Below are 22,637 nucleotides of genomic sequence, written 5' to 3'. Positions count from 1 at the left end.
AATCCTGGCTATGGTGGTATTTTTACCCATAGCTTGAGAAAAGACGATCACAGCTTGCCTCTGAAGGCTCAAAAGAGCCTCCTGTGCTGCGTCACAAAATTCGCCTGCGCTTATATGAAATATCCAGCCTGAGATGAAAGCCTTGGACATGTCGCACACTACTCTGGCAATATTTGAAGCTTTGCCCTTATGGCTTTCCAGATAATCCTTGAAGGCCTCTATGGTCTCCTTTCCCTTCCCCTCTGTCACAAAGAGAACCGGTCTTTTAGCGCGGTCAAGGTCTATAAATATCGTCACATAGCGGTGCCCTCTTCCAGATGCTGTCTCATCTATCCCTATGCCTTGTACCTGGCCGAGATCCAATCTCGACATGGCCTTGTTCACGTAGTGAAAAACAATCCTCCACAATGCCTTGTCGTCTATCCCTATAATCCTGGATGCCGCTGCTATCGGCATCTCACGAACCAAAACCATGGCAGCCTGCTCGAATAACATAGTGAATCTGGTACCCTTGCGAGCCCATGGCACTTTCACCATCTTTACCCCATGCTCTGGACAGTTGGTCCTTGGAACCGATGCTGTGATATAGCAGTGGTGCTGGAAGAAGTTCAAATGCCGCCATGTCTTTTCCTGAAAATCGTGGGCCTTACACATGCGTCCACAAACAGGACATGGAAATTCAGCACCTCTGTCGGCCTTGATCCTTATCTTTAATTGATGAGGCTCCACATTTGTATCAAGAATCTGACCGACTATCTTCCAAGGTGGCTTGATGCCCAGTCCCAACGCTATCACATCGAATTCGTTCATATCAGAACCCTCCTCTTGTTTCCTGTGGATTTGAATCTTACATCATTCAAATCCACAGGAAACGCCGAAGAGCCTCTTTTTCCTAATATCGAGGGAAAGGCGATCAAACTCTTCTGCCTTTTCGCTTTTTCCCTGAGCGCGGTAGAGCGCTGCAAGGTTGCTGAGGCTTTCGGCAACAATTGGGTGCGCTTTTCCAAAGATTTTTTCTCGGATCTCAAGGGAACGGTGGTAGAGGACCTCGGCCTCACCATATTTTCCTTGAGCATAGCGAATACTGCCAAAATTGTTAATGATTTGGGCTACAATCGGGTGCTCTTTTCCATAGATCTTTTCCAAAATCTCCAGAGAGCTCTGGTAAAGGGGTTCGGCCTCGGCATATTTGCCCTGGGCATAGTACAATCCCGCTAAGTTGTTTAGGCTGATTGCTACATCAGGGTGGTTTTTCCCAAGGATTCTTTGGCGGATCTCAAGTGAACGCCGGCAGAGGGGTTCTGCATCAGAATATTTTCCCTGGGTTCGGTATAGCCCTGATAAGTTGTTGAGGCAATTCGCAACATTCGGGTGTTCTTTCCCAACAATTTTTTCCCAAATCGCGAGGGAACGCTTGTAGAGGGATTCGGCTTTAGAGTATTGGCCCTGCACATGGTAAATCCCTGCCAAATTGTTGAGGCTTTGGGCCACATCAGGGTGCTCATTTCCAAGAGTCTTTTTCCGGATTTCAAGAGAGCGCAAGTAGAGATCCTCGGCCTCCGCATATCTGCCCTGCGAATGGCAGATTCCAGCCAAGTTGTTGAGGACGGTTGCTACATTTGGGTGTTCTTTTCCAAGGGTTTTTTCTATGATTTCAAGAGAGCGATTGTAGAGGGGTTCGGCCTTAGCATATTTTCCCTGGGTATCATAAATTCCTGCGAGATTGTTGAGACTGCTGGCCACATCCAAGTGTTCCTTCCCAAGAACCTTTTCCCGGATCTCAAGAGAGCGGCGGTAGAGAACTCCAGCCTCTGTGTATTTACCCTGATCGCGATAGAGCGATGCAAGATTGCTGAGGCTTAAAGTCACATCCGTGTGCTCTTTTCCAAAGGCCTTTTCCCGGATATCAAGTGAGCGCTGGTAGAGGGGCTCGGCAACAGCGTACTTTCCTTGGGCTTGCCGGAGCACAGCCAAATCATTTAGGCTGATAGCCACATCGGGATGCTCTTTTCCCATCGCTTCTTCACGGATATCAAGTGAGCGCTGGTAGAGGGACTCAGCCTCAGCGTATCGCCCAGCGAGATAAAAAGCCGCACCAGTTTGGTTTAAAAGGTTCGCGTCATCTGGGCGGAAAGCTAATGCTTTCTGAAACCAGTTGATAGCCTCAGTATAGAGCCCTGCAAAAAATTCTGTCTGTCCTCTAGCCTCATAGATCCTTGACAACTCAACTTCTTTGATCTTTTGTGCTGTTGTGAGGTTCTTCCTAGCATCGTCAAAGCGCCTTTCTGCGATTGCTTTCAACGCCAGCGCGTACGGATCAGCAGTTGGTGGAATTTTTGCGGCTAATTCACGTGCTCTGAGGGAAGGCTTTTCGGATCTCTGAAACGCCTCCAATTGTTGGTGTAGAAAAGCGATTTGTGAATCTTTAACCCCAAGTTGTCTCCGAAACTCTTCCTCGAGCAATTGTACGATTCTTGCTGTGTCGTTCTTAATTTCATCAACCGGGCTCATCCATGACAAGACAACTCCTATCGGAATCGCTATGATGGATGCGATCGAGCCCCAGAAAGCTACTTTATTCCATAGGCTCAGACGGCGGTATCTTTCTTTGAGTTTCATAAGCCATCACCTTGCTGGCTTCGAAGGATTCTTCATTCTGCCTCATTGTGTGTCTTTCTATTTGACGGCTGATGTTCTGATGAAACCCACACCTCTGGGCAGTGCGCTAACGAGTCTGTAGGAAAAGTCCTAAAACGCTGGTAAAACCCAATTACAGTCCACTTAACTGCTTGATATAATTGACTCCGGATTTCATAAAAATACCATAAAATGACTTATTCTACAGATTCAATCGCCGCGGATCAGGAGCGAGACCGGAGGTAAACTTGTTTGCCGACGGGATCGTCTGCTGCAGCCGCTGGTTGTGAGGCGCGGAGCGCCGAGCACCCAGCGGATGGTAATACGCGGCGATTGTTGCCGGGCGCGGAGCGTCCGGCAACAACAAGTGATTCTATGATTCTGGATAATTCCTCAGCTTGAGAAAATCTTTATACCTGCAAACGGAAGCGGTCTCTCTAATTTTAGAACCGATTGTTGGGTACAGATCTCCCAACCCACTTTATTTACAGTGTATATAAGGGGGGAAAATTTGACAAGCCATTTTTGGTATCTGGGGTTGACCTTCTGTATACCATACAATATTTGTAAAGTTATCACGATATGGAGAACTGATATGCTTAGTATCCCTCCAGCATTGCAGGCACAGTTTGAGGAATGTCTGCGGAATACAGCGGTTCCGGAAAAAATGCACGGGTTATACAAGAAATGGTTGCGCTATTATCTGGACTTCTGCAAGAAATACGATTTCCCCGATGCACAGAGGGCAAGTTTTGTGCAGGAGTCTTAACCATCCATGACGGCAAAGGGCGAAAAGCCCGCTGGATTTTTGATGTTTTTTGCATCAGACTTCTTCAATCTGAGGTGATCTGACAAGGAAAACAATATGCCCTCTGAGCGTGAACCGCCCGTCCCATTCAACGTTCGATGTTGAACGTTCGATGTTCGATGTTCATCTTTTTTTCAGTCCTTCCCAAGCAAAAACAACTCAGTGCTTATGAGGTGTGCCCGCTGTCATCGCGGGGATTGAGGAACGAGGGACAAAGCAATCCCGTATTTTCAGGAAATCGTGGCGGTAGCTATACTTTTTTAAAAATTCTGGTGCCGGAGGCGAGAATCGAACTCGCACGGGCGCAAGGCCCACGGGATTTTGAGTCCAGCGCGTCTACCAGTTCCACCACTCCGGCACGGTCCTTTTCCTGATACCAAAACCAAGCTGTAGTGTCAATCAGAAAGCATCCCGTGGAAGTAAATCCTGAATTCTATCCCAAACCTTCTCCCCGACCTCTTCCTTGTGCAAGAGGGGCAGGGCATCAACTTCCCCATCTGCAGAGACAATCAGGACTCTGTTATTTGATGAATCAAAGCCGGCATCAGGCTGGGACACATCATTGGCAATAAGTAAATCCGCTCCCTTGCGTCTTATTTTTGTTAGGGCCTGCGCCTTAAGATCCCGGGTTTCCGCACAAAAGCCTACAATTATCTGTCCGCCCCTGCGACTCTTTGCCAACCGCGACAAGATATCAGTTGTCCGTACAAGATCCAGATGCAGCTCAGCGGCATCTTTCTTGATCTTCCGGTCGGCTTTAACGGCAGGGGCGTAGTCCGCTACTGCGGCAGTCATGACTATTATATGGGCATCATGCGAAAGCTTGACTATTATGTCTTTCATTTCACCCGCATTTTCCACAGGATAGAGTTTAATCCCCGGAGGAGGTGGGATGGAGACAGGACCGCTTACAAGGGTCACTCTCGCACCGCGCCTGAAGGCAACCCTGGCCATAGCATAACCCATGACTCCTGAGGAGCGATTAGAGATATAACGGACAGGATCCAGATATTCCCTGGTAGGCCCGGCAGATACCAGTACGTTCATTCCTCTCAGGGTCTGCGGAGTTATTGCCTTAAGTATGGTCTCCATTACCGCAGGCCACTCTGCCAGTCTGCCCCTGCCCCGGTCGCCGCAGGCCGTTTCCCCTGTCTCCGGCTCTATTACTTTGTAGCCCAGTTCCTTAAGACGTTCTATGTTTGCCTGGGTTGCCGGATGCGCATACATGGCCGGATTCATTGAAGGAGAAAAAAGTACCGGGCCGGAAAATGCCAGAAGTAACGTGGAAAGGAAATCATCAGCCAGGCCGTTTGCCGCTTTACCAAGTATATTTGCAGTGGCGGGCAATACCAGAAAAAGGTCGGCGGATCTGGCAAGCTCTATATGAGGAATGGTCTCAGCACCCTCCACGCAAAAGAGATCCGTGTATACTTTCTCGCTTGTAAGGGCCGCGAAAGTAATGGGCGATACAAACTCGGTTGCATGCCCGGTCATGACCGGTATTACCCGTGCGCCTAATGCCCTGATTTTCTTTGAATAATCAGCGGCCTTATATGCGGCAATCCCTCCGGTTATTCCAAGAAGGACGGTCTTCCCCTCCAACGGCATATAAGGAGGAGCCTTCTCAGATTGAATTCCTGGGCCGGGGATCGATTTCACGTTATCATTTGGTAAGTGGTTCGCTTATCCATACCTGGACTTTGGTCTTAAGGCCCATTCGTCCTTCATATATCTGTATAAGACAATAGGCGTTACGTCCTTTGGAGAATGCAAGGAAGCTCCGCTTTGCGTTCAGTGTACCATCCAGCACCCAGCCATGTTCAGGCATGGATTTTGTGAAAGACTTCACCAGCGAGATCATGGTTACCCTGCCCTTGAATACCAATATTCCGCCCTGAAAGCCTGAGGTCTTAATCATTATCGTACTGTCCTCCACTTTCTCAAGTTCTATTGGTATAGGAAGGTCCGGAAACTCATAAGTCACACTGACGGCTGCAGAACCCGGGGCACTTTGAGGGAATTCCGTCGAGGACTCCTCTGGCGTCGAACCCATCTGAGCACACGAGGCCAGCGAAAAAAACAGGGGATAGATAATAAAAGTGATAATGAAAAAAACAGGGGATAATTTTTTGTGAAAGCACATTTTACATTCTCCTATATTTTTTATTTTTCAATATGACTATTGAGTTAGCTCCGCTTCGATATATAGTCTTTGATTATTGGATAATCATCCCTTGTCCCTCCAATGCTCTCATCCCTTGTTTTCTGAGGCTTTTGCAGCATGGGACCCTCCCTGCTCTCCTCCGCTGCGCTCCGGAGCCAGGGTTTCCCATACTGCAAAAGCCAGGAAAACTGCGGGACTTCCGCAAGTCACTCCAAGGGATAATCATCCAATAATCCGTTACAATTAGCATATGATGCGGAGCTAACTCAATAGTCATATTTTTCAAATATTACTTCTTCAAGAAGGTAAATATCCGGTGAACCCGTTATATCCTGCCTTGAAGCGGTTACCTTTTTCCGGGTTTCAAAGCTCACTCATCGCAGACCGGAGAGGCAGTGCAATCCGGCCCGCTACCCAAAACCCTGCAAAAGGCAAACCGCTCCTGCGGCAGGGCACGGATGGCAACTTCCACAGCGGACCACGGGTTCACCGGATATTTACTCAAGAAGACCTCTCCGGGCCAGACAGCCTCAACAAGACACGGTGAATGAGCCGGCAAAAGCATGTTTTGAATGCAGGTCACCAATGGCCTGATGGTCCTATAGTTCCATAAAGAAAAAACCCTGTTTTTTATTTTACCTGTTATTTTAAAAATCTTCAAACAACTCTGATCTCTCCGGTATCAATAAAAGCCTTTCGTAATCCCAGGCCTTTGGCTGGAATTGCCGTTTCCGTAACGAATATCCGGCGGTATTGCCCGTCGGTAAAAAATGGCTTATTGTATTTGGGATAATTTGTGATCAAACCGCTTGAGAATGCCGCCATCTGTTAATCAGGAGGAGACAGAATGTACATCATAGCCTTTGGAGACATCCATATGGAGTATGCAGGCGTTGAGAATATCACCGGGCTCTCAAAGGCGGACCTGGTGATAATTACAGGGGATTTTACCAATTTTGGAGGGAAAAAGGAGGCCTCTACCGTGCTGAATGTTATCCGGCGCATTAATCCTAAGATATATGCTGTCCCGGGTAATATGGATAAGGCATCAGTCGGGGACTATCTGGATGAGCTTGGCATCAATATACATGGCAAGGGGCTTGTCGTGGGCGAGTTGGGAATATTCGGTGTAGGAGGATCCAATCTCACTCCCTTCAATACACCAACCGAGTTTTCCGAAGAAGAACTCGGAGACATAGTCAACAGGGCATACCAATATGTGACTCAGGCACCGATCAAGGTCCTGGTATCCCACACTCCCCCTTTCAACACTGCTACCGACCTGATAGGCAGCGGGGTCCATGTCGGCAGCACAGCTATCAGGAAATTCATTGAAGAAAAACAACCTGACTTTTGCCTTACAGGTCACATACATGAATCCAGAGGGAAAGATCGGATCGGGCACACCCTAATACTCAATCCTGGAATACTGAAAGACCCGGGCTGGATAGAATTCAGCCGTCAGGATGACGGGAGTTATATTGCGCGTCTGAATTAGTTTCCGTCCAAAAACGGAGGAAGTCCTTACTTCACCTCTTCGAAGTCAGCATCTACCACGTCTTCATCTCCTCCACCCTTGCCGCCGCCTCCTTCACCTTTGCCGGATGTGTCCTCAGCCCCGCCGCCCGCCTGGGCGCCACTTGCAGCCTGCTGGTACATCATTTCAGCAAGCTTGTGAGAAGCCTGCATGAGCTCATCCTGGGCCTTTTTAATCGCCTGTACGTCTGAGCCCTCCATGGCCTTTCTGAGGTCTTTTATTTTATCGTTGATCTGGTCTTTGGTGGCGGAATCTACCTTGTCTCCAAGCTCCTGGAGGCTCTTTTCCGTACTGTAAATCAAGGTGTCGGCCTGATTCCGGACCTCCGCCGTTTCTCTTTGCTTCTTATCTTCCTCAGCGTGGAGTTCCGCGTCCTTCATCATCTTCTGAATCTCCTCCTCGCTGAGACCGCTGGAGGCCTGGATCCTGATTGACTGCTCCTTGCCGGTTGCCATATCCTTTGCCGACACATTCAGGATACCATTAGCATCTATATCAAAAGTGACCTCTATCTGGGGCACTCCACGGGGGGCCGGCGGGATTCCAACCAGCTCGAACCGTCCGATGGTCTTGTTACCATATACCATCTCACGCTCGCCCTGAAGCACGTGAATAGTTACAGCATTCTGGTTATCAGCGGCGGTGGTAAAGATCTGGCTCTTCCGGGTCGGAATGGTGGTATTTTTCTCAATCAGCTTGGTCATGACCTGTCCCAGGGTCTCAATGCCAAGGGACAAGGGGGTGACATCCAGGAGCAACACGTCCTTGACCTCGCCTTTTAAAACCGCTCCCTGTATAGCCGCCCCTATTGCCACGACTTCATCCGGATTCACACCTTTATTAGGCTCTTTGGCAAATATCTTTGTGACCTTTTCCTGGACCTTGGGCATACGGGTCATGCCGCCGACCAGTATGACTTCGTTTATATCTGCAGGGGTGAGGCCTGCGTCTTTGAGGGCCGTCTGACACGGGCCCTCAACGCGGTCGACCAGATCTTCTACCATGGCTTCAAACTTGGCCCTGCTGAGTTTCATGACCAGGTGTTTCGGACCGCTGGCGTCAGCAGTAATGAAAGGCAGGTTAATCTCGGTTTCGAGGGTGCTTGAAAGCTCGCATTTGGCCTTTTCAGCCGCTTCTTTCAGGCGCTGAAGGGCCATCCGGTCCTGCCTGAGATCCAGGCCATGCTCCTTCTTGAATTCATCTGCCAGCCAATCGACAATACGGAGGTCAAAGTCCTCGCCTCCAAGAAACGTGTCTCCGTTAGTGGATTTTACCTCGAATACACCTTCCCCGATCTCCAGTATTGAGATGTCAAAAGTGCCCCCACCCAAGTCGAATACCGCGATCTTCTCTTCCGATTTCTTATCCAGGCCATAGGCCAGGGCTGCTGCAGTAGGTTCGTTGATGATGCGCAGGACATTTAATCCTGCAATCCTGCCTGCATCTTTGGTGGACTGCCGCTGGCTGTCGTTGAAGTAGGCCGGCACGGTAATTACTGCATCGGTTACTTTCTCGCCAAGATAATCTTCAGCGGTCTGCTTCATCTTGCCAAGGACCATGGCTGAAATCTCAGCAGGGCTGTACTGCTTGCCCCCTATTTCTATATACGCATCCCCGCTTGAACTCTGGACGATCTTAAAAGGGGCTATATCTCTGGTCTTCTGGACTTCCGCATCACTGAATTTTCTGCCGATAAGCCTCTTGACCGCAAAGACCGTATTTTCCGCATTGGTAACCGCCTGTCTCTTGGCCAGCATTCCCACCAACCGTTCACCTTTATCTGTAAAGGCTACTACCGAAGGTGTGGTGCGACCACCCTCGGCATTATTCAGGACCTTGGGATCACCTCCCTCCATAATGGCTACACAGGAGTTGGTGGTCCCTAAGTCTATGCCTATTACTTTTCCCATATTGAAAACCTCCCTGTAAAAAACTTCAATTTTTCCTAAAACTAAGCACTAGTTTCTTCTTGTCCACTTCCTTCTCTTGGATTTTTTGATACTACCACAAGGGCAGGCCTCAAAATCCTTTCATGAAGCGTATAGCCTTTTAAGAGTTCCTTTATTACCGTGTTTTCTTCCACTCCCTCATGCTCTTGCACGGTAAGGGCCTCATGCATATTTGGATCAAACTTATGTCCTTCTGCGGTAAAGACCTTGAGGCCGAAACGTTCCAGGGTCTTTAGATAGCCTGACAAGGTAAGCTCAAGCCCCTCGATCAGCTTGTCGATGTCCCGTGAATCCCTGGCTGAGGCCACGGCCCGTTCCAGGTTGTCAAGAAAAGGCAGCAGTTCTTTGGCAAAGGATTCCAATGCATACTTCATGTACTCCGATTTTTCCCGCTCCATCCTCTTCTTGAAATTTTCCAGATCAGCGGCCAGGCGCAGCACCTTTTCCTGACATTGATCAAGTTCTGCCTCTCTGTCCGCCAATTCTTGGGCCAGGTCACGTTCATCGCGGCCTGCGCTCTCGATTTCTTCCTCCTCAGTTTTATGCCTTTTTTCCATGTCCTTGTTGTCCATGATCAAGACTCCTTAAACTTTTCGCCCAAGACCTGGGCGGTATATTCAACCAGGGACACTACACGGGCATAGTTCATACGAATCGGGCCAACAACACCCAGGCTCCCCAGAGGATTACCACTGCTACTGCCAGCATAGGGAGCCAACACCAGGCCGCAGCCCGGCATCTCATTTCCAAGCCCTTCAGACCCTATAAATATTTGTACTCCTCTTGAGTCCAAACATTTGTCCAAAAGGGTCAAAAGGGCCTTCTTCTCTTCAAGTGTCTGAAGAATCGCCCTGATGCGGGAGACGTTCGAAAACTCCGGTTTATCAAGGAGATTAAGTCTGCCGTCGATAAAGACCTCTCCCTGCCCGGCTGTCCCCTTCATCTGATCAAGAAGATCTTCCAAGAGGAGGCTGAAGACCCTCCTTTCTTCTTTTAATTCTTCTATAATCACAGACCTAAGTTCTTCCAGGCACATATGGACAAGCCTTTTGCTGAGATACTGAGAAATTTGCTCCAGCGTCTCTTCCTGGATGTCATAATCGGTCTGGACAAGTCGATTTTGCACCATGCCGGTGTCAGATACACTGATGACCAGTATCACGCCCGGCCGGATTCGTAAGAATTCGAGGTGTATCAGGTAATCGCATGTAAGCCGGGGAGCACTCAATACTGCCACGTGCCCTGAAAAAGATGCCAATAGTTGAACAGCACGCTTGAGGGTTGCCGCCAAATCAGCAGATCTGAACATCAAACCCTTTTCTATGGCTACCTGATCACCCCAAGACAAATCCTCCTTCTCCAAGAGGAAGTCCACATAATAACGCAGACCTCTCTCGGTTGGAAGACGTCCTGCTGACGAATGGGGCTGGAATAGCAGGCCGATATCTTCAAGGTCGGCCATGGCATTACGGATGGTAGCAGGACTCAATCCAAGCCCGGCCTTATCGGCAACGGTTTTGGATCCCACCGGTTTTGCACCATTTATATAAGCGTGAACGATTGTCTTTAATATCTCGTTTTTTCGTTCAGACAGGTCAATTTGCTTTGTATTCATAAGTGTGACTTTTCTCGCAAGCCTCGTTAGTACTTGATACTTTATAATGCCAGAGTAAATATCCGGTGAACCCTTGGTCCACTGTGCAGACCGTTCACTGGCAGGGGATATTTCTTTTCACTTAACACTTCAGCCCCTTGTTTTCTTAAGGCTTTTGACATGGGGGATGTCCTGCCCCCTCCCCGTTCTCCTTCGCTGCGCTCAGGAGCCGGGGTTTCCCCCACAGCAAAAGCCGAGAAAACTACGGGGGCTTCCGTTAAACTGTTCAAAGAAATATCCCCTTCCCGTGAACGGTTGCCATCCGTGCCCTGCCGCAGGAGCGGTTTGCCTTTTGCAGGGTTTCGATCGCGGGCCAAATTGCACTGCCTCTCCGGTCTGCGATGAGTGAGCTTTGAAACCCGGAAAAAGGTAACCGCTTCAAGGCAGGATATAACGGGTTCACCGAATATTTACATGCCAGAAGAAACTAATTCTGGCAAAAGGTTGTGTCAACCAGAGTACTGTACTGAAATATTCAATAATTTGCCTTAATAAATTTTTTCTCCGTGATGTCATGCTGTTATTGAAAATACGGGCTCAGGCATGGTATAGATTATATGACTATTGAGTTAGCTCCGCATCATATGCTGATTGTAACGGATTATTGGGTAATCATCCAATTAACTCAATAGTCATAATCCCAAATTATGCAGCAGCCAAGTTTGCCAAAGATGCGAGGCGGAAGGCACGCAGACGTACTTTTGTACTTCAAGTGCCTGACAACAAAACAGATTTGGTAAAATTGGCTGCTGCATAATTTGGGATAATAGATTATGTACAGATATCCCCGGGCTTTTTATATTATCCGGGGAGCCGCTCGAGTTATGCCTGTATTCCTATTAACCGGGGACCTGGTCTTTCCGCCTGCCGAACTTGCCAGAGGAGACGGGCTCTTGGCTATCGGCGGAGACCTGAGTACCCGGAGGCTGATTATCGCATACCGCCAGGGGATATTCCCCTGGTATAGCCCCGGGGAACCTATATTTTGGTGGTCCCCGGATCCGAGGTTGATTTTAGAGCTCCCGAACCTCCATGTACCCAGACGCCTTGAACGGATCATCCGCCAGAAACGCCTTCAAGTCACTTTTGATCGCGCCTTTAAGGAAGTAATAAGGGCTTGCTCGGAGACCAGAACGAAAAAAGGCGAGGGGACCTGGCTTACACCGGAAATGATCGAGGCATACACTGAACTTCACTGTCTGGAAAAGGCCCATTCCATAGAGACCTGGCAAGGAGATCGACTCGTTGGCGGACTTTACAGGATAGTGATGGGCAGGGTATTTTTTGGCGAATCAATGTTTACCAGGATCTCAGATGCCTCAAAAGTAGCATTTGTGACCCTTGTACGCCAACTATCTGAATGGGATTTTGCCATGATTGATTGCCAGGTCACTACTTGGCACCTCTTGAGATTTGGTGCAAAGGAAATACCAAGGTCTTCTTTCCTGGAAAGGCTTAAAAAGTTGATTGATTCCCCAAGCAAGGCTCCAACTGGCAAGTGGAGAAGTTTTTGCCCGGAAATGTAAAGGGTTAACCCGATTTGAGTTAACCCTTTAATTTCCGGTGGTGCCGAGAGACGGAATCGAACCATCGACACGTGGATTTTCAGTCCACTGCTCTACCGACTGAGCTATCTCGGCAAAATTTCCAGATCATTATGATGAACCTGTTTGGCTTTGTCAACCTCGGCATCGACCCAGACCCGGCAGACATTCAGGGGTCACTCACGGAACCTGACATAATAACGGGATAATCCTTGCCGAACATCACAAGATATCATTCGAGAATTTCATGCGTACCTCCTGAACCAGATCTGTCTGACAGAAGATTGTGAGCCGGTCCTCAGGCAGAATTTCAGTGCTTCCACCAGGAATAAGCACATTGCCGCCACGCTCAATGGAAATCACGGTAGCACTCTGTGGCAAATTGATCTCGGCCAGCTTCTTACCCGCACAGGGACAACCGGGTTTTACCAGGACCTCGATGAATTCAATTCCTGAGACTTTACGAAGCGTCATACGTTCCCGGGCGTATTGGGCCTGTTGCTTCTTCAACAGGCCCACATCATAGGCCCGCAGGATATCGCTTCGGCTGATAAGCCCAAGCAATTTTTTTTCAGCGTGACGCGAGACCACGGGAAGCCTCGCAAGATGCCTTGGCCCCATCTTTCGTATGGCGGACCAGATGGGTTCATCCGGAAAGACCGTAACAGGATCAGGCGTGGCCACGTCACGCACCTTGAGGTCCCGTATCATGACGCCCTCCCGCTCAAGCGCCCTTTCCATATCCTGCAGGGTGACTATGCCATAGAGGTCTTCGTCATTTTCCATGACAGGAAAACCATAAAGATGGGTCTCCTGAAAGATGGCAAAGAGCTCTGCCAGGGACTGGTCCTTGTGGACAGTGATGGGTGCCTGATTCATGACTTCTTCAACCATGACCCCTTGCATGACATCAAGGTCTCTTCCCTGGTCGAAACGAATTCCTCTCTTGGTCAGCTTTAAGGTATAGATGGAATCAGGATGCAGCCATTGCGTGAGGCTTGATCCAATTATACTCGCGGTCATAAGGGGCAGGATCAGGTGATAGTCCCCGCTCATTTCAAAGACTATGAGTATGGAGGTGAGCGGGGCCCTTGCTGCTGCGGCAAAGACCGCGGCCATTCCTACAAGTGCATAGGCCCCGACCTCTACGGCTATATTCGGAAAGAGCATACCGGCAACATATCCATAGGCCCCGCCAAGAACAGCTCCAGTGAACAGGGATGGTGCAAAGATACCGCCTGAGTTGCCGGAGCCCAAAGTGAATGAGGTTGCCAGGGGCTTAAGGAAAATCAATACAACGAAAAGCCATAATGTTGCCTTGCCCTGCAGGGCATCTTTCATGAACGGAAATCCTGAACCGTAAACGTGAGGCAGGTTTTCAATCAAGGGCAGCCCAAGCCGGAATTCTTGAGCAGAAACATGCATGACACCGGACAGATAAGGATAGGAAAAGGCCAGAATACCCAGAAGCAATGCCCCTACAGCCGGCTTTAAGGCCTGGGGAAATTTCCAGTGATCAAACAGTTCCTCAAAGGCGTCGAGCATCCTGATGAACATGATACCGACAAACGCGGCGAGAAGGCCCAGCACAGCATATAACAGGATCTCCCACGGCGAGTGCATGACATAGCTGGGCACCTCAAAGGCCGGATTGGCACCGAGAAAAATCCGGCTGATAATGCTGGATGATACGGACGCAATTACTACATTACCAAGCATGGCCACCTGGTGTTCGCTCATCAACAATTCTGAGGAAAATGCCACCCCTGCAATAGGCGCGTTGAATGTAGCCGCAATGCCTGCAGCCGCTCCACAGGCCACCAGGTTCTTGATGCGTTCGTCCGAGAGATGCAGCCACTGTCCTACAGTGGACCCCAGGGCAGAACCTACCTGGACAATAGGGCCTTCCCTGCCGGCCGAACCGCCCGAGCCGATACAGAGGGCCGAGGCGAAAATCTTTGCTATGGCAACCCTCGGCCGTATACGGCCGCCTCGCAATATCAGGGCCTTCATCACTTCGGGCACGCCGTGCCCTTTGGCCTCCGTGGCAAAGTAGGCAATGATCGGACCGCCGATAAGTGCACCCAATACAGGGATGACGATGAGCCACAGACGTCCCAGAGAAGGACAAAGAACCATGGCCTCAGTGTAAGAAAAGTGCTCTATGAGGGCTATAAGCCGGATAAAGAATACGGCAGCGAGCCCGGTCCCGGCCCCAACCACGGCAGCCATTACCATCAGGACCAGCTCTCCGCTGGGAACCAATCGATCTAAAAGATTTGTAATATGGCGTCTTGGCATGCGGGCTGGTTAAATCCTGCAGGTATGGAGCTGACAGGAATCGCCTTTCTGTTCACTATTAATCTCTGGAGTTCTCCTTCACAAGCTTTGATTTCCCGTTTTCTCGTAGTGCAACTAAAAAAAACTCTCTGCCGCCTTATTGTCTCCATATTACAAGCTCATTTTGGAGTTTTATGCCCGGAAAATAGTATAGGTTCTTCCCTGCCTGTCAACTACCTTTCCGGAAAACGCCTATGATCTATGTAGCCATTTACGGCAGGGGTGTTTCTTGGGGTGACTGAGATGAGGGGATTTTCAAAGTAAAATGAGCATAAGACTGGAATGTTTTTAATCAGACAGGTATAATGAAATTCAAGTCTCCGAGCCGTGCCGTGTCAGGGGCATTTGTTTTTGGTATTTGGAGTCCGGTTTAGGATTTTTTCTTGAGTAAAGGGGGGAATAAATGAATATTTTACTTATAGGTTGCAGTGCATACATGGATCAGGGTTACGGATGCCCAGGTGAATACAAGTGTATCAAGGCAGTGGCGGAAAAGAACGGGGAATTTGCCCAATACGACAACCCGGTGCTGGTCGGTTTTCTGCGCTGCAAGTGCCCTGGAAGGGCCACGATATCCAATATAGGGATGGTCAAAAAGAACGTCCAGATTGACGCCGTGCACCTCAGTAACTGTATGATCAAGGCCATACCCATGTGCAAGAATCATGACTTTGACGAGTTTAAAAAGATAGTTGAGAAGAAGTTCGGTGTAAAGTGTGTCCTGGGCACACACGCCTATGACTAAATGAAAAAAGGAGTTGCCCCTGACACCGGCATTCTATCAGGCCCAAGTGCAAGAAAGGGCCCAAATGGCTGCAAAGATCTGCGAGGTTTCCGGCCTCCGTGACAAGAGGTTTGTCTTCAGGGACAGGGAGGTTGCCGGGAAGGTGCTCTCGGATGCCGACTGATAAGACCTCAGCAGGGATGAAGTCCTGACCAGGTTACAAGAGGCCGGATTCCCCGAGACCATGAGGCGGAATCATGTATAATCTGGATTTAAATATTCGCTAAACCGCTCCTGCGGCAGGGCGCGGATGGTCACGTGGGACCACGGGTTCACCGGATATTTACGTTCATTGAATATTTACCTGGACTCAGGCAATAGCCAGCAATACAGGGAGGTTGGTAAATTCGATCACGCGTTCGGCAACGCTTCCAAGCAGGATCCTGCTTACACCTCTTTTTCCCAGCTTTCCCATAACAATGAGATCAGCACCCCATCTGACTGCCTCATCAAGAACTACCTCGTGGGGGGTTCCCACCTTGAGGACCATAGAGACAGGAATGTTCTGCCGGCTTACCTCCAGGGACATATCCTCCAGGAAGGCCCTGGCACTTCCTTCCATGTCAGCCCTGACTTCATCATTGGACTTGTTGCTGAGTCTGCACAACTGCTCGATCACTTCTACATCCAACACATGGAGCAAGAGTAACTCGGAACCCTGGATTTCTGCCAGCCGCCTGGCAAGTCTCACTGCCTTCAGGCTGAATTTTGAGCCATCGACAGGGATCAATATCCTGGCAAATAACCTGTTATCTTCCTTCACTGTCTGCGTGTTTCCTTTTCGGGTTGCGGGTTGCGATAGCCTTTTATTGTCCCTGGCCATATTCCCCGGGATTTCTTTCTCACATGTTTAAGCTGAAAAAGCGCTTCCCGCTCTTTCTCCTCAAGGGTCTCTTCCATGGCCTTGATTGTTGCCAGGTAAGTCGGGACATATATATGGGCCAGGGCATTTATACGCTTAAGCGTCTTTTTCAGCTCTGCCATAAGGCGCTCAATGCCTACCTCCAGCTCTGCCAGCTCTGACACAACCTCCATGGCTCTGTGCACGGACTCGGATGCGGCGTCCATGGACTTGCCTGTTCCATAGAGCCCGTAGCCCGGCTTGTGTGATGGAAGGTTTATTCGGACCAGGGGAAGCAGTACTCCCATAAGACTTCGTTCCCTCAGCACGACACTCTCCCCGCTTCTTACTCCAAGCCCTGCGGCCTGGACAGAGGATTCGCCGTATTCCAAAAGGGCTTCTCTAAGAAAGGTGTAGGCCCTGAGAAGGCGTTGATTTACTTCCTTGCGCACCTGATCCGCCTTTGATGCCAGCAAGCCTATCCGATTGGTAAGGATCTCCTTCTTCTGGTCCAGGAGCTCAAGCCCTTCCTGTGCAAAGGCCAACTCTTCTTTAAGGTGAATGAGATTACTTTTAGTTGCGGGCACTTGGATATGTTCCATGGCTATACTCCGGATCCTTATCCGGCTGAAAGAATTTTATCAGCACTTGGAGTTCTTTTCCTGCCGTATTGATCGATTTCTTCCGGCCTCACCCGGGTGAGTTCCTGCTCAGGAAGAAGCATCGCCAGCTCCCAACCAATGTCCAGTGTCTGAGTAATGGTGCGGTTTTCGTCTGTTCCTTGCCGCAGAAAACGCCCATGGAATTCCCTTGCAAAAGTGTGATAGAGTTTGTCAGTTGCAGAAAGATCCTCTTCTCCTATGATGGATGCAAGTCGCTGTACCTGCCGCGCACGGGCATAGGCAGCATAGAGCTGGCTTGCGAGATTTCCATGATCCTCCCTGGTTCTTCCTTTACCGATTCCATCGCTCATAAGCCTGGAAAGAGACGGCAATACATTTATCGGGGGATAGATGCCTCTCTGGGCCAGAGAACGATCGAGAACTATCTGGCCTTCGGTGATATACCCTGTCAGATCGGGGATAGGGTGAGTGATGTCATCGTCCGGCATGGTAAGAATGGCTATCTGAGTAATAGAGCCCTGCCTGTCGATTATGCGTCCGGCCCTCTCATAGATGGAGGCAAGATCACTGTAAAGGTATCCTGGATAGCCCTTGCGGCTCGGGACCTCTCCCTTGGAAGTGGCCACTTCCCTCAGGGCCTCGCAGTAATTTGTCATGTCAGTCAGGATCACCAGGACATGCATTCCCTCTTCAAAGGCCAGATATTCCGCAACAGTGAGGGCGATCCTGGGAGTTATGAGCCGTTCAACCGTCGGGTCATCCGCCAGGTTCAGGAACATGGCCACATTCTTAAGGACCCCGCTTTCCTCAAAGCTCCGGCGAAAGGTCTCTGCCTCGTCATGGCGTACCCCCATGGCACCGAAAATCACCGCGAATCCTTCATCCCCGGTGAGGAGCCTTGCCTGCCTGACAATCTGGGACGCAAGGTCATTGTGCGGCAACCCGCTTCCGGAAAAGATGGGCAGTTTCTGGCCCCTCACTAAGGTATTCATACCGTCTATGGCGGATATACCTGTCTGTATGAAGTCCTGTGGGTAGGCCCGCGCCACCGGGTTTATGGGCAGGCCGTTTATGTTCCGTCTCTCCCCCCCTAATGGGACCGGCCCGCCATCAAGGGGCCGGCCCAGGCCGTCAAAAATCCGTCCCAGCACCTCCTCCCTTGATACGATTATCTCAAAGGGCCTCCCAAGGAAACGCACTCTGGTGGCAGGCTGGACAAGGCCTGAGGTCCCTTCAAAGACCTCCACCACAGCAACATCTTCGCTTATAGAGAGTATCCTGCCCTGGCGAAGAGGGCCATCCGAAGGGACTATCTCTGCAAGCTCACCAAAACCGACACCTTTAACGCCGCTTATCACCACCAGGGGGCCGCTTATCCTGTCAAGGCCTATGTATTCCAAGGCACCTTTCATAGCACGATCCTGTCGCTTACAGCTCGGCGGGTTGCGGTAAAACGGGCGCTGTAACCCCGTAAACGGTTACCTGTTTCCATATTTCTACCTATGCCTAACACAGCCAGGCAGGGCTCAACCGGGAACCGTGAACGTTGAACCGCTCAGCCCATATCCTGCCTGTGGAGAAGGGCGTTGATCTCATTGTCTATTCGTTCCTTGATGGATATGAATGGGCCCGGGTCATCACCCTGCCGGGTAAACTTCAGCCTGTGGATCTCAATTACTACCGGAAGCTCCGTTGCCCTGAACAGAGGCACCCTGGCTTTTACCACATCGGCCAGGCGTTCAATGAAGTATAATATGACATCGAGCAGGAGGAACTGCTTTTCCGGGCCGGCATAGGTATCCACCGGATCAAAGGCACTCTGTTGCAGGAAGTCGTTCTTTATGAGCCTTGCTCCCTCGATAATCCTTTTCTGATCATCGGGCAGGGCCTCTTCTCCCAGTAATTTCACGATATTTTGCAGCCTTGAGTCCTCCTGGAGGATGTTGATCGTCTTTTCCCTGAGGGACTTCCAGGTGCTGCCCACCTTCTCAGCCCACCACGGCTCTACCATTGAGACATAGGCGGAATAGCTCTGAAGGTAGTTTATGGCAGGAAAATACCTGGCGCTTGCAAGTTCTTTATCAAGGGCCCAGAAGCACTGGACAAAGCGCTTGGTGTGCATGGTTACAGGTTCAGAGAAATCTCCACCCGGAGGTGAAACCGCACCTATGAGGGTCACTGAGCCTTTTTTGTCCGCTAAAGACACCACCTGTCCCGCACGTTCATAGAACGCGGCAAGCCTGCTTGCCAGATAGGCAGGAAAGCCTTCCTCGGCAGGCATCTCCTCCAGCCGGCCGGATATCTCTCTCAGGGCTTCGGCCCACCTTGAGGTGGAGTCTGCCATGAGGGCAACGTCATAGCCCATATCACGATAATATTCTGCTATGGTGACTCCGGTGTAGATGCTGGCTTCCCTGGCGGCTACAGGCATATCCGAAGTGTTGGCAATGAGAATGGTCCGTTCTATGAGGGGATGCTGGGTCCGCGGGTCCAGCAGTTTAGGCAGGTCCACAAGGACCCCTGTCATCTCATTTCCCCGCTCTCCGCAGCCGATATAGACTATGATGTCTGCATCCGCCCATTTGGAGAGTTGGTGCTGGGTGACGGTCTTCCCGGTCCCAAAGCCTCCTGGTATGCCTGCAGTGCCACCCCTTGCCAGGGGAAAGAAGGTATCTATTACCCTCTGCCCGGTTATGAGTGGCTCAAAAGGTACCAGCCGCTCCTGGTACGGGCGGATTTTTCTTACCGGCCACCTGTGGAACAGCTTGAGTTCATGAATCTTATCAGAGGGGGACCGGATTACTGCGATGACATCATCAAGGGTATAGTCTCCCTTGGGTACGATATGTTCCAGGGTCCCCTGGACCCAGGGGGGCACCATAATTCGATGTATAATGAGCCGTGATTCCGGCACTTCACCCAGGATTTCGCCTGGTGAGACCGTGACACCAGGCCTCAGAGACGGGGTAAATTGCCATATCCTGTCCCTTGGAAGGGCGGTTCCGGTCTTTCCCCTGCGTATAAAGTCCCCCCATTTCCCTCGAAGTACCTCAAGGGGACGCTGGACCCCGTCAAAAATCTCACCTATAAGTCCTGGTCCGAGTTCCACATATAGGGGTAGGCCCTTGGCAAATACATCTGCCCCGGGCCGCAGGCCGGTTGTGTCTTCATAGACCTGGACAGTAGCAATATTTCCATCAAGATCAATGACTTCACCTACCAGCCGTTCGTCACTGACCTCCACCATCTCGTTCATTGAAAACCTGTGAGCAGGACGGACCTGCACTACAGGGCCGCTGATCATGGTGACAAGGGGTTGCTGTATCGCGGATTCCGTGCCTGATGCCGGTCTTTTTTTACTCACCGGCCTTACCTTTCAGAAATTCTGTTGCCATTAGCTCCTTGAGTCTGGGCTCTGCTCTTTTAAGCAGGGTGCCGAATGAAAAATCGGCAAGGATTTTTTTATCGGCACTGAAGACAAGGCATCCCCCGCTGATGTCCGCCGGCTCAGGGAGGAGTTCCGCAGCTTGTCCCGTCTCCTTTGATATATCTATAAGCATGTCTTGAGAGAACAGACCTTGATCGTTTTTCCTCGCCTGTATCCAGCAATGCCCTTCGGGAAGACTTGAAACAGCTTGAATTGCAAGAAACTTTAATATATCGGGATATTCCGGTTCGTCCCGGAGGGCTGAAAGCCTCTTTTCCGCCTCTTCGAACACCTCTTTCAGGAGTGCCTGTTTCGCGGCCATCACCTGTTGTCCGGCCTTCAACTCCGCAGCACTGACGACCTGATGGGCGCGCTGATATGCGGATCGGCGCTCCTGGGAGATACGCTCTTCGAGATTCCTCTGCCTGTTCTCCCTGGCTTTCTGCAAGATATGATCTGCCTGTTCCCTGGCCCCGGAGAGGATCTCTCCGGCCTCTTTCTGCCCCTTTTCACTGATTGCCCTGCATAGCAACGATATCTGGTCAGGCAGCGGCACGACGTTTCTCCTTTTCTACCTCTGGTTTCCTATGATGTATCCTAATCCAGGATAAATATCCGGTAAACCCATTATATCCTGCCTTGGAGCGGTTACCTTTTTCCGGGTTTCAAAGCTCGCTCATCGCGGACCGGGGAGGCAGTGCAATCCGGCCCGCTGCCCAAAACCCCGCAAAAGGCAAACCGCTCCTGCGGCAGGGCACGGATGGCAACTTCCACAGCGGACCACGGGTTCACCGGATATTTACAATCCAGGAGCTGCACTCAGGACCCTGTGGCACTTTTCGTGCGCGAGACCGGCAACTGCTTTCGTAAAGATCCAAGTGTCCCTTCTTTGTCTGCCGATCCAGGAACGGCGGATTACCACCAGCTTATTACTTCATCGTTTTCGAATATCAGTTCGACCAGTTTGTCGTAATCCGTATCCTCATAAAGGTTGAACCATGTCGGCTCACGGTCTTCTGCCAGTTTTTCAGCAAGAAACCTGGTGTAATCCGCGGGCTTGCTCTTAAAAATATGCAACTGCTTCATTTTGCTATTCCTAAAAAGGCACGATTAGCTGGTAAGTCCTGATCTTGGGGATCATGTCTTCCAGTGAAAGGTATTTAACATGATCATATTTGTCGGCATCGGCCTTGACGTTAGTGTAGATCTCCGCTTCGAAGTCCACTGCAAAGCTCTCCAGGTGCTCCCTGAACTCCTCCTCTGATAATTGGGAGTAGTGTATTTCTATGTTGCACCCAACGAAAAAGACACCGCACCAGAGATTATCCACCATACATCCGAAGGCACTGCGCAGGGCCTGCCAGCAGTTCTCGGTTTCGTTAACAATGAAAGCTACTTTTTCAATATTCATGGTCTGTTTCGCCTATAGAACGATATAACGATCAGATTCCTTCATTAGCTCTACGTTCCGCATCTGGGTGCCGAAGTCCTTGTCTTTGACAACCGGTACCGGCTTGGCAAGCCTGAAAAGTTCAAAGCACAAGCTGCAAAGGCTTATCCTGCAGATTCCCTCCAGTTCGACAAACTTCTTGTTTTTAGTCAGAAGTACGCCCCGGCTGGTAAGGAAAATGATCACTTCTTTTCCCGCCCTGTGCGCTGCCTTGGTGATGCCGATCAAGTGGTCGATGTATCTGTCTGAACTGACCAAAATGCCTAATTTGTCATTCATAACTCCTTTTTTCTCCTGTTGATAGAAAATTATAGACTATTTGGGGAAAAACCTGACTTCCTGCCGTAAATATCCGGTGAACCCGCGGTCCGCTGTGGAAGTTGCCATCCGTGCCCTGCCGCAGGAGCGGTCTGCCTTTTGCAGGGTTTCGATCGCGGGCCGGATTGCACTGCCTCTCCGGTCCGCGATGAGTGAGCTTTGAAACCCGGAAAAAGGTAACCGCTTCAAGGCAGGATATAACGGGTTCACCGGATATTTACTTCCTGCCACCCTCTTTGGGATGATATCTATAAACCCGGATTACGCGGTTGCCAAGGTTGCCGAAGGAAGGACTGACGATTTAATCCTTCAAGCTAATACCGTTTTCAATCATACAAAAACAACCATCGTGTCGCAATGGATGTCAACAGGCAGGTCCCGGGCTTTTTGAGCGGAATCATATTTCAGGACTTTTTGCGGTATAATCATTACCTCTGGATATTTCATATAAGATACAGGCAGCAAGCACCGGGTAGGCTGCTTGCCATACAATTACTGCCATTGGTCTGAAGATTCTTTCATAGAGCAACCATTTTTTGAGTCAACTCCTCAATTTTTCTA

General features: G+C 50.1%; 22 protein-coding genes and 2 tRNA genes. 4 read left to right on the top strand and 20 right to left on the bottom strand.

All coding sequences use genetic code 11. The features are described from left to right. Together C4B57_10555 and C4B57_10550 are read right to left on the bottom strand one after the other, a co-directional pair. The coding region (locus C4B57_10555) for a hypothetical protein (GenBank protein ID PXF52864.1) at window positions 1-810 on the bottom strand (810 nt) is incomplete at its 3' end. A 42-nt stretch (window positions 811-852) separates the two neighbouring features. Next, the gene (locus C4B57_10550) at window positions 853-2,511 is read right to left on the bottom strand and encodes a pilus assembly protein PilF (GenBank protein PXF52863.1); all 1,659 of its coding nucleotides are present in this window, start codon (window positions 2,509-2,511) and stop codon (window positions 853-855) included. Window positions 2,512-3,273: 762 nt separating this feature from the next. Here C4B57_10550 and C4B57_10545 point away from each other — a divergent pair. Beyond that, complete coding sequence (locus C4B57_10545; GenBank protein PXF52862.1) at window positions 3,274-3,489, top strand: hypothetical protein; 216 nt, start codon at window positions 3,274-3,276, stop codon at window positions 3,487-3,489. A gap of 226 nt (window positions 3,490-3,715) precedes the next feature. On the opposite strand, the gene C4B57_10540 is transcribed toward C4B57_10545, so the two are convergent. The 4 genes from C4B57_10540 to C4B57_10525 form a co-directional block, all read right to left on the bottom strand. Then, window positions 3,716-3,803: transfer RNA gene (locus C4B57_10540), tRNA-Leu, on the bottom strand. Between the two features lie 41 nt (window positions 3,804-3,844). Next, the gene (coaBC, locus tag C4B57_10535; GenBank protein ID PXF52861.1) at window positions 3,845-5,053 is read right to left on the bottom strand and encodes a bifunctional phosphopantothenoylcysteine decarboxylase/phosphopantothenate--cysteine ligase CoaBC; all 1,209 of its coding nucleotides are present in this window, start codon (window positions 5,051-5,053) and stop codon (window positions 3,845-3,847) included. 55 nt (window positions 5,054-5,108) lie between these two features. Beyond that, window positions 5,109-5,588 (bottom strand): hypothetical protein, encoded by a 480-nt coding sequence (locus C4B57_10530; GenBank protein PXF52860.1) that lies wholly within the window; start codon window positions 5,586-5,588, stop codon window positions 5,109-5,111. Between the two features lie 391 nt (window positions 5,589-5,979). Next, entirely contained in the window at window positions 5,980-6,270 is a 291-nt protein-coding gene (locus C4B57_10525; protein ID PXF52859.1) for a hypothetical protein, read from the bottom strand. 186 nt (window positions 6,271-6,456) lie between these two features. Between C4B57_10525 and C4B57_10520 the strand changes: the two genes are divergently transcribed. After that, window positions 6,457-7,107, top strand: coding sequence for a serine/threonine protein phosphatase (locus tag C4B57_10520; GenBank protein PXF52858.1), 651 nt, complete (start codon window positions 6,457-6,459; stop codon window positions 7,105-7,107). 26 nt (window positions 7,108-7,133) lie between these two features. Here C4B57_10520 and C4B57_10515 read toward each other — a convergent pair whose 3' ends face one another. Genes C4B57_10515 through C4B57_10500 form a run of 4 tightly spaced genes read right to left on the bottom strand, consistent with a single transcriptional unit; the run spans window position 7,134 to window position 11,066 of the window. Beyond that, window positions 7,134-9,056 carry a molecular chaperone DnaK gene (locus C4B57_10515; GenBank protein ID PXF52857.1) on the bottom strand — a complete coding sequence of 641 codons (1,923 nt, stop codon included), beginning with the start codon at window positions 9,054-9,056 and terminating at the stop codon, window positions 7,134-7,136. 41 nt (window positions 9,057-9,097) lie between these two features. Then, window positions 9,098-9,667, bottom strand: coding sequence for a nucleotide exchange factor GrpE (grpE, locus tag C4B57_10510; GenBank protein ID PXF52856.1), 570 nt, complete (start codon window positions 9,665-9,667; stop codon window positions 9,098-9,100). Between the two features lie 2 nt (window positions 9,668-9,669). After that, window positions 9,670-10,710 (bottom strand): heat-inducible transcription repressor HrcA, encoded by a 1,041-nt coding sequence (gene hrcA / locus C4B57_10505; protein PXF52855.1) that lies wholly within the window; start codon window positions 10,708-10,710, stop codon window positions 9,670-9,672. Window positions 10,711-10,751: 41 nt separating this feature from the next. After that, a complete protein-coding gene (locus C4B57_10500) occupies window positions 10,752-11,066 on the bottom strand; it encodes a hypothetical protein (GenBank protein PXF52854.1) in 315 nt (104 codons plus the stop codon). Window positions 11,067-11,573: 507 nt separating this feature from the next. Here C4B57_10500 and C4B57_10495 point away from each other — a divergent pair. Further along, on the top strand, window positions 11,574-12,275 hold the full coding sequence (locus tag C4B57_10495; GenBank protein PXF52853.1) for a leucyl/phenylalanyl-tRNA--protein transferase: 702 nt from the start codon (window positions 11,574-11,576) through the stop codon (window positions 12,273-12,275). A 38-nt stretch (window positions 12,276-12,313) separates the two neighbouring features. Here C4B57_10495 and C4B57_10490 read toward each other — a convergent pair. Both C4B57_10490 and C4B57_10485 read right to left on the bottom strand, forming a co-directional pair. Continuing rightward, window positions 12,314-12,389, bottom strand: a tRNA-Phe gene (locus tag C4B57_10490). Window positions 12,390-12,515: 126 nt separating this feature from the next. Then, window positions 12,516-14,594: a chloride channel protein gene (locus tag C4B57_10485; GenBank protein PXF52852.1), complete on the bottom strand. Its 2,079-nt coding sequence runs from the start codon at window positions 14,592-14,594 to the stop codon at window positions 12,516-12,518. A gap of 442 nt (window positions 14,595-15,036) precedes the next feature. Here C4B57_10485 and C4B57_10480 point away from each other — a divergent pair, with 442 nt between their 5' ends. Beyond that, window positions 15,037-15,378, top strand: a complete 342-nt coding sequence (locus C4B57_10480; GenBank protein ID PXF52851.1) for a CGGC domain-containing protein — start codon at window positions 15,037-15,039, stop codon at window positions 15,376-15,378. 349 nt (window positions 15,379-15,727) lie between these two features. Here the strand turns inward: C4B57_10480 and C4B57_10475 are convergent, their stop codons facing one another. The 8 genes from C4B57_10475 to C4B57_10440 all read right to left on the bottom strand — a co-directional run bounded on the left by C4B57_10475 (window position 15,728) and on the right by C4B57_10440 (window position 22,286). Further along, on the bottom strand, window positions 15,728-16,240 hold the full coding sequence (locus C4B57_10475; GenBank protein PXF52850.1) for a hypothetical protein: 513 nt from the start codon (window positions 16,238-16,240) through the stop codon (window positions 15,728-15,730). After that, entirely contained in the window at window positions 16,177-16,860 is a 684-nt protein-coding gene (locus tag C4B57_10470; protein ID PXF52849.1) for a hypothetical protein, read from the bottom strand. The genes C4B57_10475 and C4B57_10470 overlap by 64 nt, the downstream gene beginning before the upstream one ends. 17 nt (window positions 16,861-16,877) lie before the next feature. After that, window positions 16,878-18,293 (bottom strand): V-type ATP synthase subunit B, encoded by a 1,416-nt coding sequence (locus C4B57_10465; GenBank protein PXF52848.1) that lies wholly within the window; start codon window positions 18,291-18,293, stop codon window positions 16,878-16,880. Between the two features lie 143 nt (window positions 18,294-18,436). Further along, window positions 18,437-20,185, bottom strand: coding sequence for a V-type ATP synthase subunit A (locus C4B57_10460; GenBank protein ID PXF52865.1), 1,749 nt, complete (start codon window positions 20,183-20,185; stop codon window positions 18,437-18,439). A gap of 52 nt (window positions 20,186-20,237) precedes the next feature. Continuing rightward, entirely contained in the window at window positions 20,238-20,864 is a 627-nt protein-coding gene (locus C4B57_10455; protein PXF52847.1) for a hypothetical protein, read from the bottom strand. 540 nt (window positions 20,865-21,404) lie between these two features. Further along, complete coding sequence (locus C4B57_10450) at window positions 21,405-21,719, bottom strand: hypothetical protein (protein ID PXF52846.1); 315 nt, start codon at window positions 21,717-21,719, stop codon at window positions 21,405-21,407. Window positions 21,720-21,731: 12 nt separating this feature from the next. Next, on the bottom strand, window positions 21,732-22,037 hold the full coding sequence (locus C4B57_10445; protein PXF52845.1) for a hypothetical protein: 306 nt from the start codon (window positions 22,035-22,037) through the stop codon (window positions 21,732-21,734). A 36-nt stretch (window positions 22,038-22,073) separates the two neighbouring features. Next, window positions 22,074-22,286 (bottom strand): hypothetical protein, encoded by a 213-nt coding sequence (locus tag C4B57_10440; protein ID PXF52844.1) that lies wholly within the window; start codon window positions 22,284-22,286, stop codon window positions 22,074-22,076. Window positions 22,287-22,637 lie beyond the last annotated feature (351 nt).

The sequence above is a fragment of the Deltaproteobacteria bacterium genome, from assembly GCA_003194485.1.
Classification (GTDB): domain Bacteria; phylum Desulfobacterota; class Dissulfuribacteria; order Dissulfuribacterales; family UBA3076; genus UBA3076.
The sequence above is the reverse complement of the archived record's forward strand: the minus strand, read 5'-3'. Positions and strand labels throughout refer to the sequence as shown.

Coding starts and splice junctions, on each gene's coding strand:
- C4B57_10520 (PXF52858.1), top strand. CDS start 6,457: ATGTACATCATAGCCTTTGGAGACATCCATATGGAGTATGCAGGCGTT.
- C4B57_10550 (PXF52863.1), bottom strand. CDS start 2,511: ATGAGCCCGGTTGATGAAATTAAGAACGACACAGCAAGAATCGTACAA.
- grpE (PXF52856.1), bottom strand. CDS start 9,667: ATGGACAACAAGGACATGGAAAAAAGGCATAAAACTGAGGAGGAAGAA.
- coaBC (PXF52861.1), bottom strand. CDS start 5,053: ATGCCGTTGGAGGGGAAGACCGTCCTTCTTGGAATAACCGGAGGGATT.
- C4B57_10445 (PXF52845.1), bottom strand. CDS start 22,037: ATGAATGACAAATTAGGCATTTTGGTCAGTTCAGACAGATACATCGAC.
- hrcA (PXF52855.1), bottom strand. CDS start 10,710: ATGAATACAAAGCAAATTGACCTGTCTGAACGAAAAAACGAGATATTA.
- C4B57_10485 (PXF52852.1), bottom strand. CDS start 14,594: ATGCCAAGACGCCATATTACAAATCTTTTAGATCGATTGGTTCCCAGC.
- C4B57_10530 (PXF52860.1), bottom strand. CDS start 5,588: ATGTGCTTTCACAAAAAATTATCCCCTGTTTTTTTCATTATCACTTTT.
- C4B57_10480 (PXF52851.1), top strand. CDS start 15,037: ATGAATATTTTACTTATAGGTTGCAGTGCATACATGGATCAGGGTTAC.
- C4B57_10515 (PXF52857.1), bottom strand. CDS start 9,056: ATGGGAAAAGTAATAGGCATAGACTTAGGGACCACCAACTCCTGTGTA.
- C4B57_10495 (PXF52853.1), top strand. CDS start 11,574: ATGCCTGTATTCCTATTAACCGGGGACCTGGTCTTTCCGCCTGCCGAA.
- C4B57_10450 (PXF52846.1), bottom strand. CDS start 21,719: ATGAATATTGAAAAAGTAGCTTTCATTGTTAACGAAACCGAGAACTGC.
- C4B57_10460 (PXF52865.1), bottom strand. CDS start 20,185: ATGATCAGCGGCCCTGTAGTGCAGGTCCGTCCTGCTCACAGGTTTTCA.
- C4B57_10475 (PXF52850.1), bottom strand. CDS start 16,240: ATGGCCAGGGACAATAAAAGGCTATCGCAACCCGCAACCCGAAAAGGA.
- C4B57_10465 (PXF52848.1), bottom strand. CDS start 18,293: ATGAAAGGTGCCTTGGAATACATAGGCCTTGACAGGATAAGCGGCCCC.
- C4B57_10470 (PXF52849.1), bottom strand. CDS start 16,860: ATGGAACATATCCAAGTGCCCGCAACTAAAAGTAATCTCATTCACCTT.
- C4B57_10545 (PXF52862.1), top strand. CDS start 3,274: ATGTCTGCGGAATACAGCGGTTCCGGAAAAAATGCACGGGTTATACAA.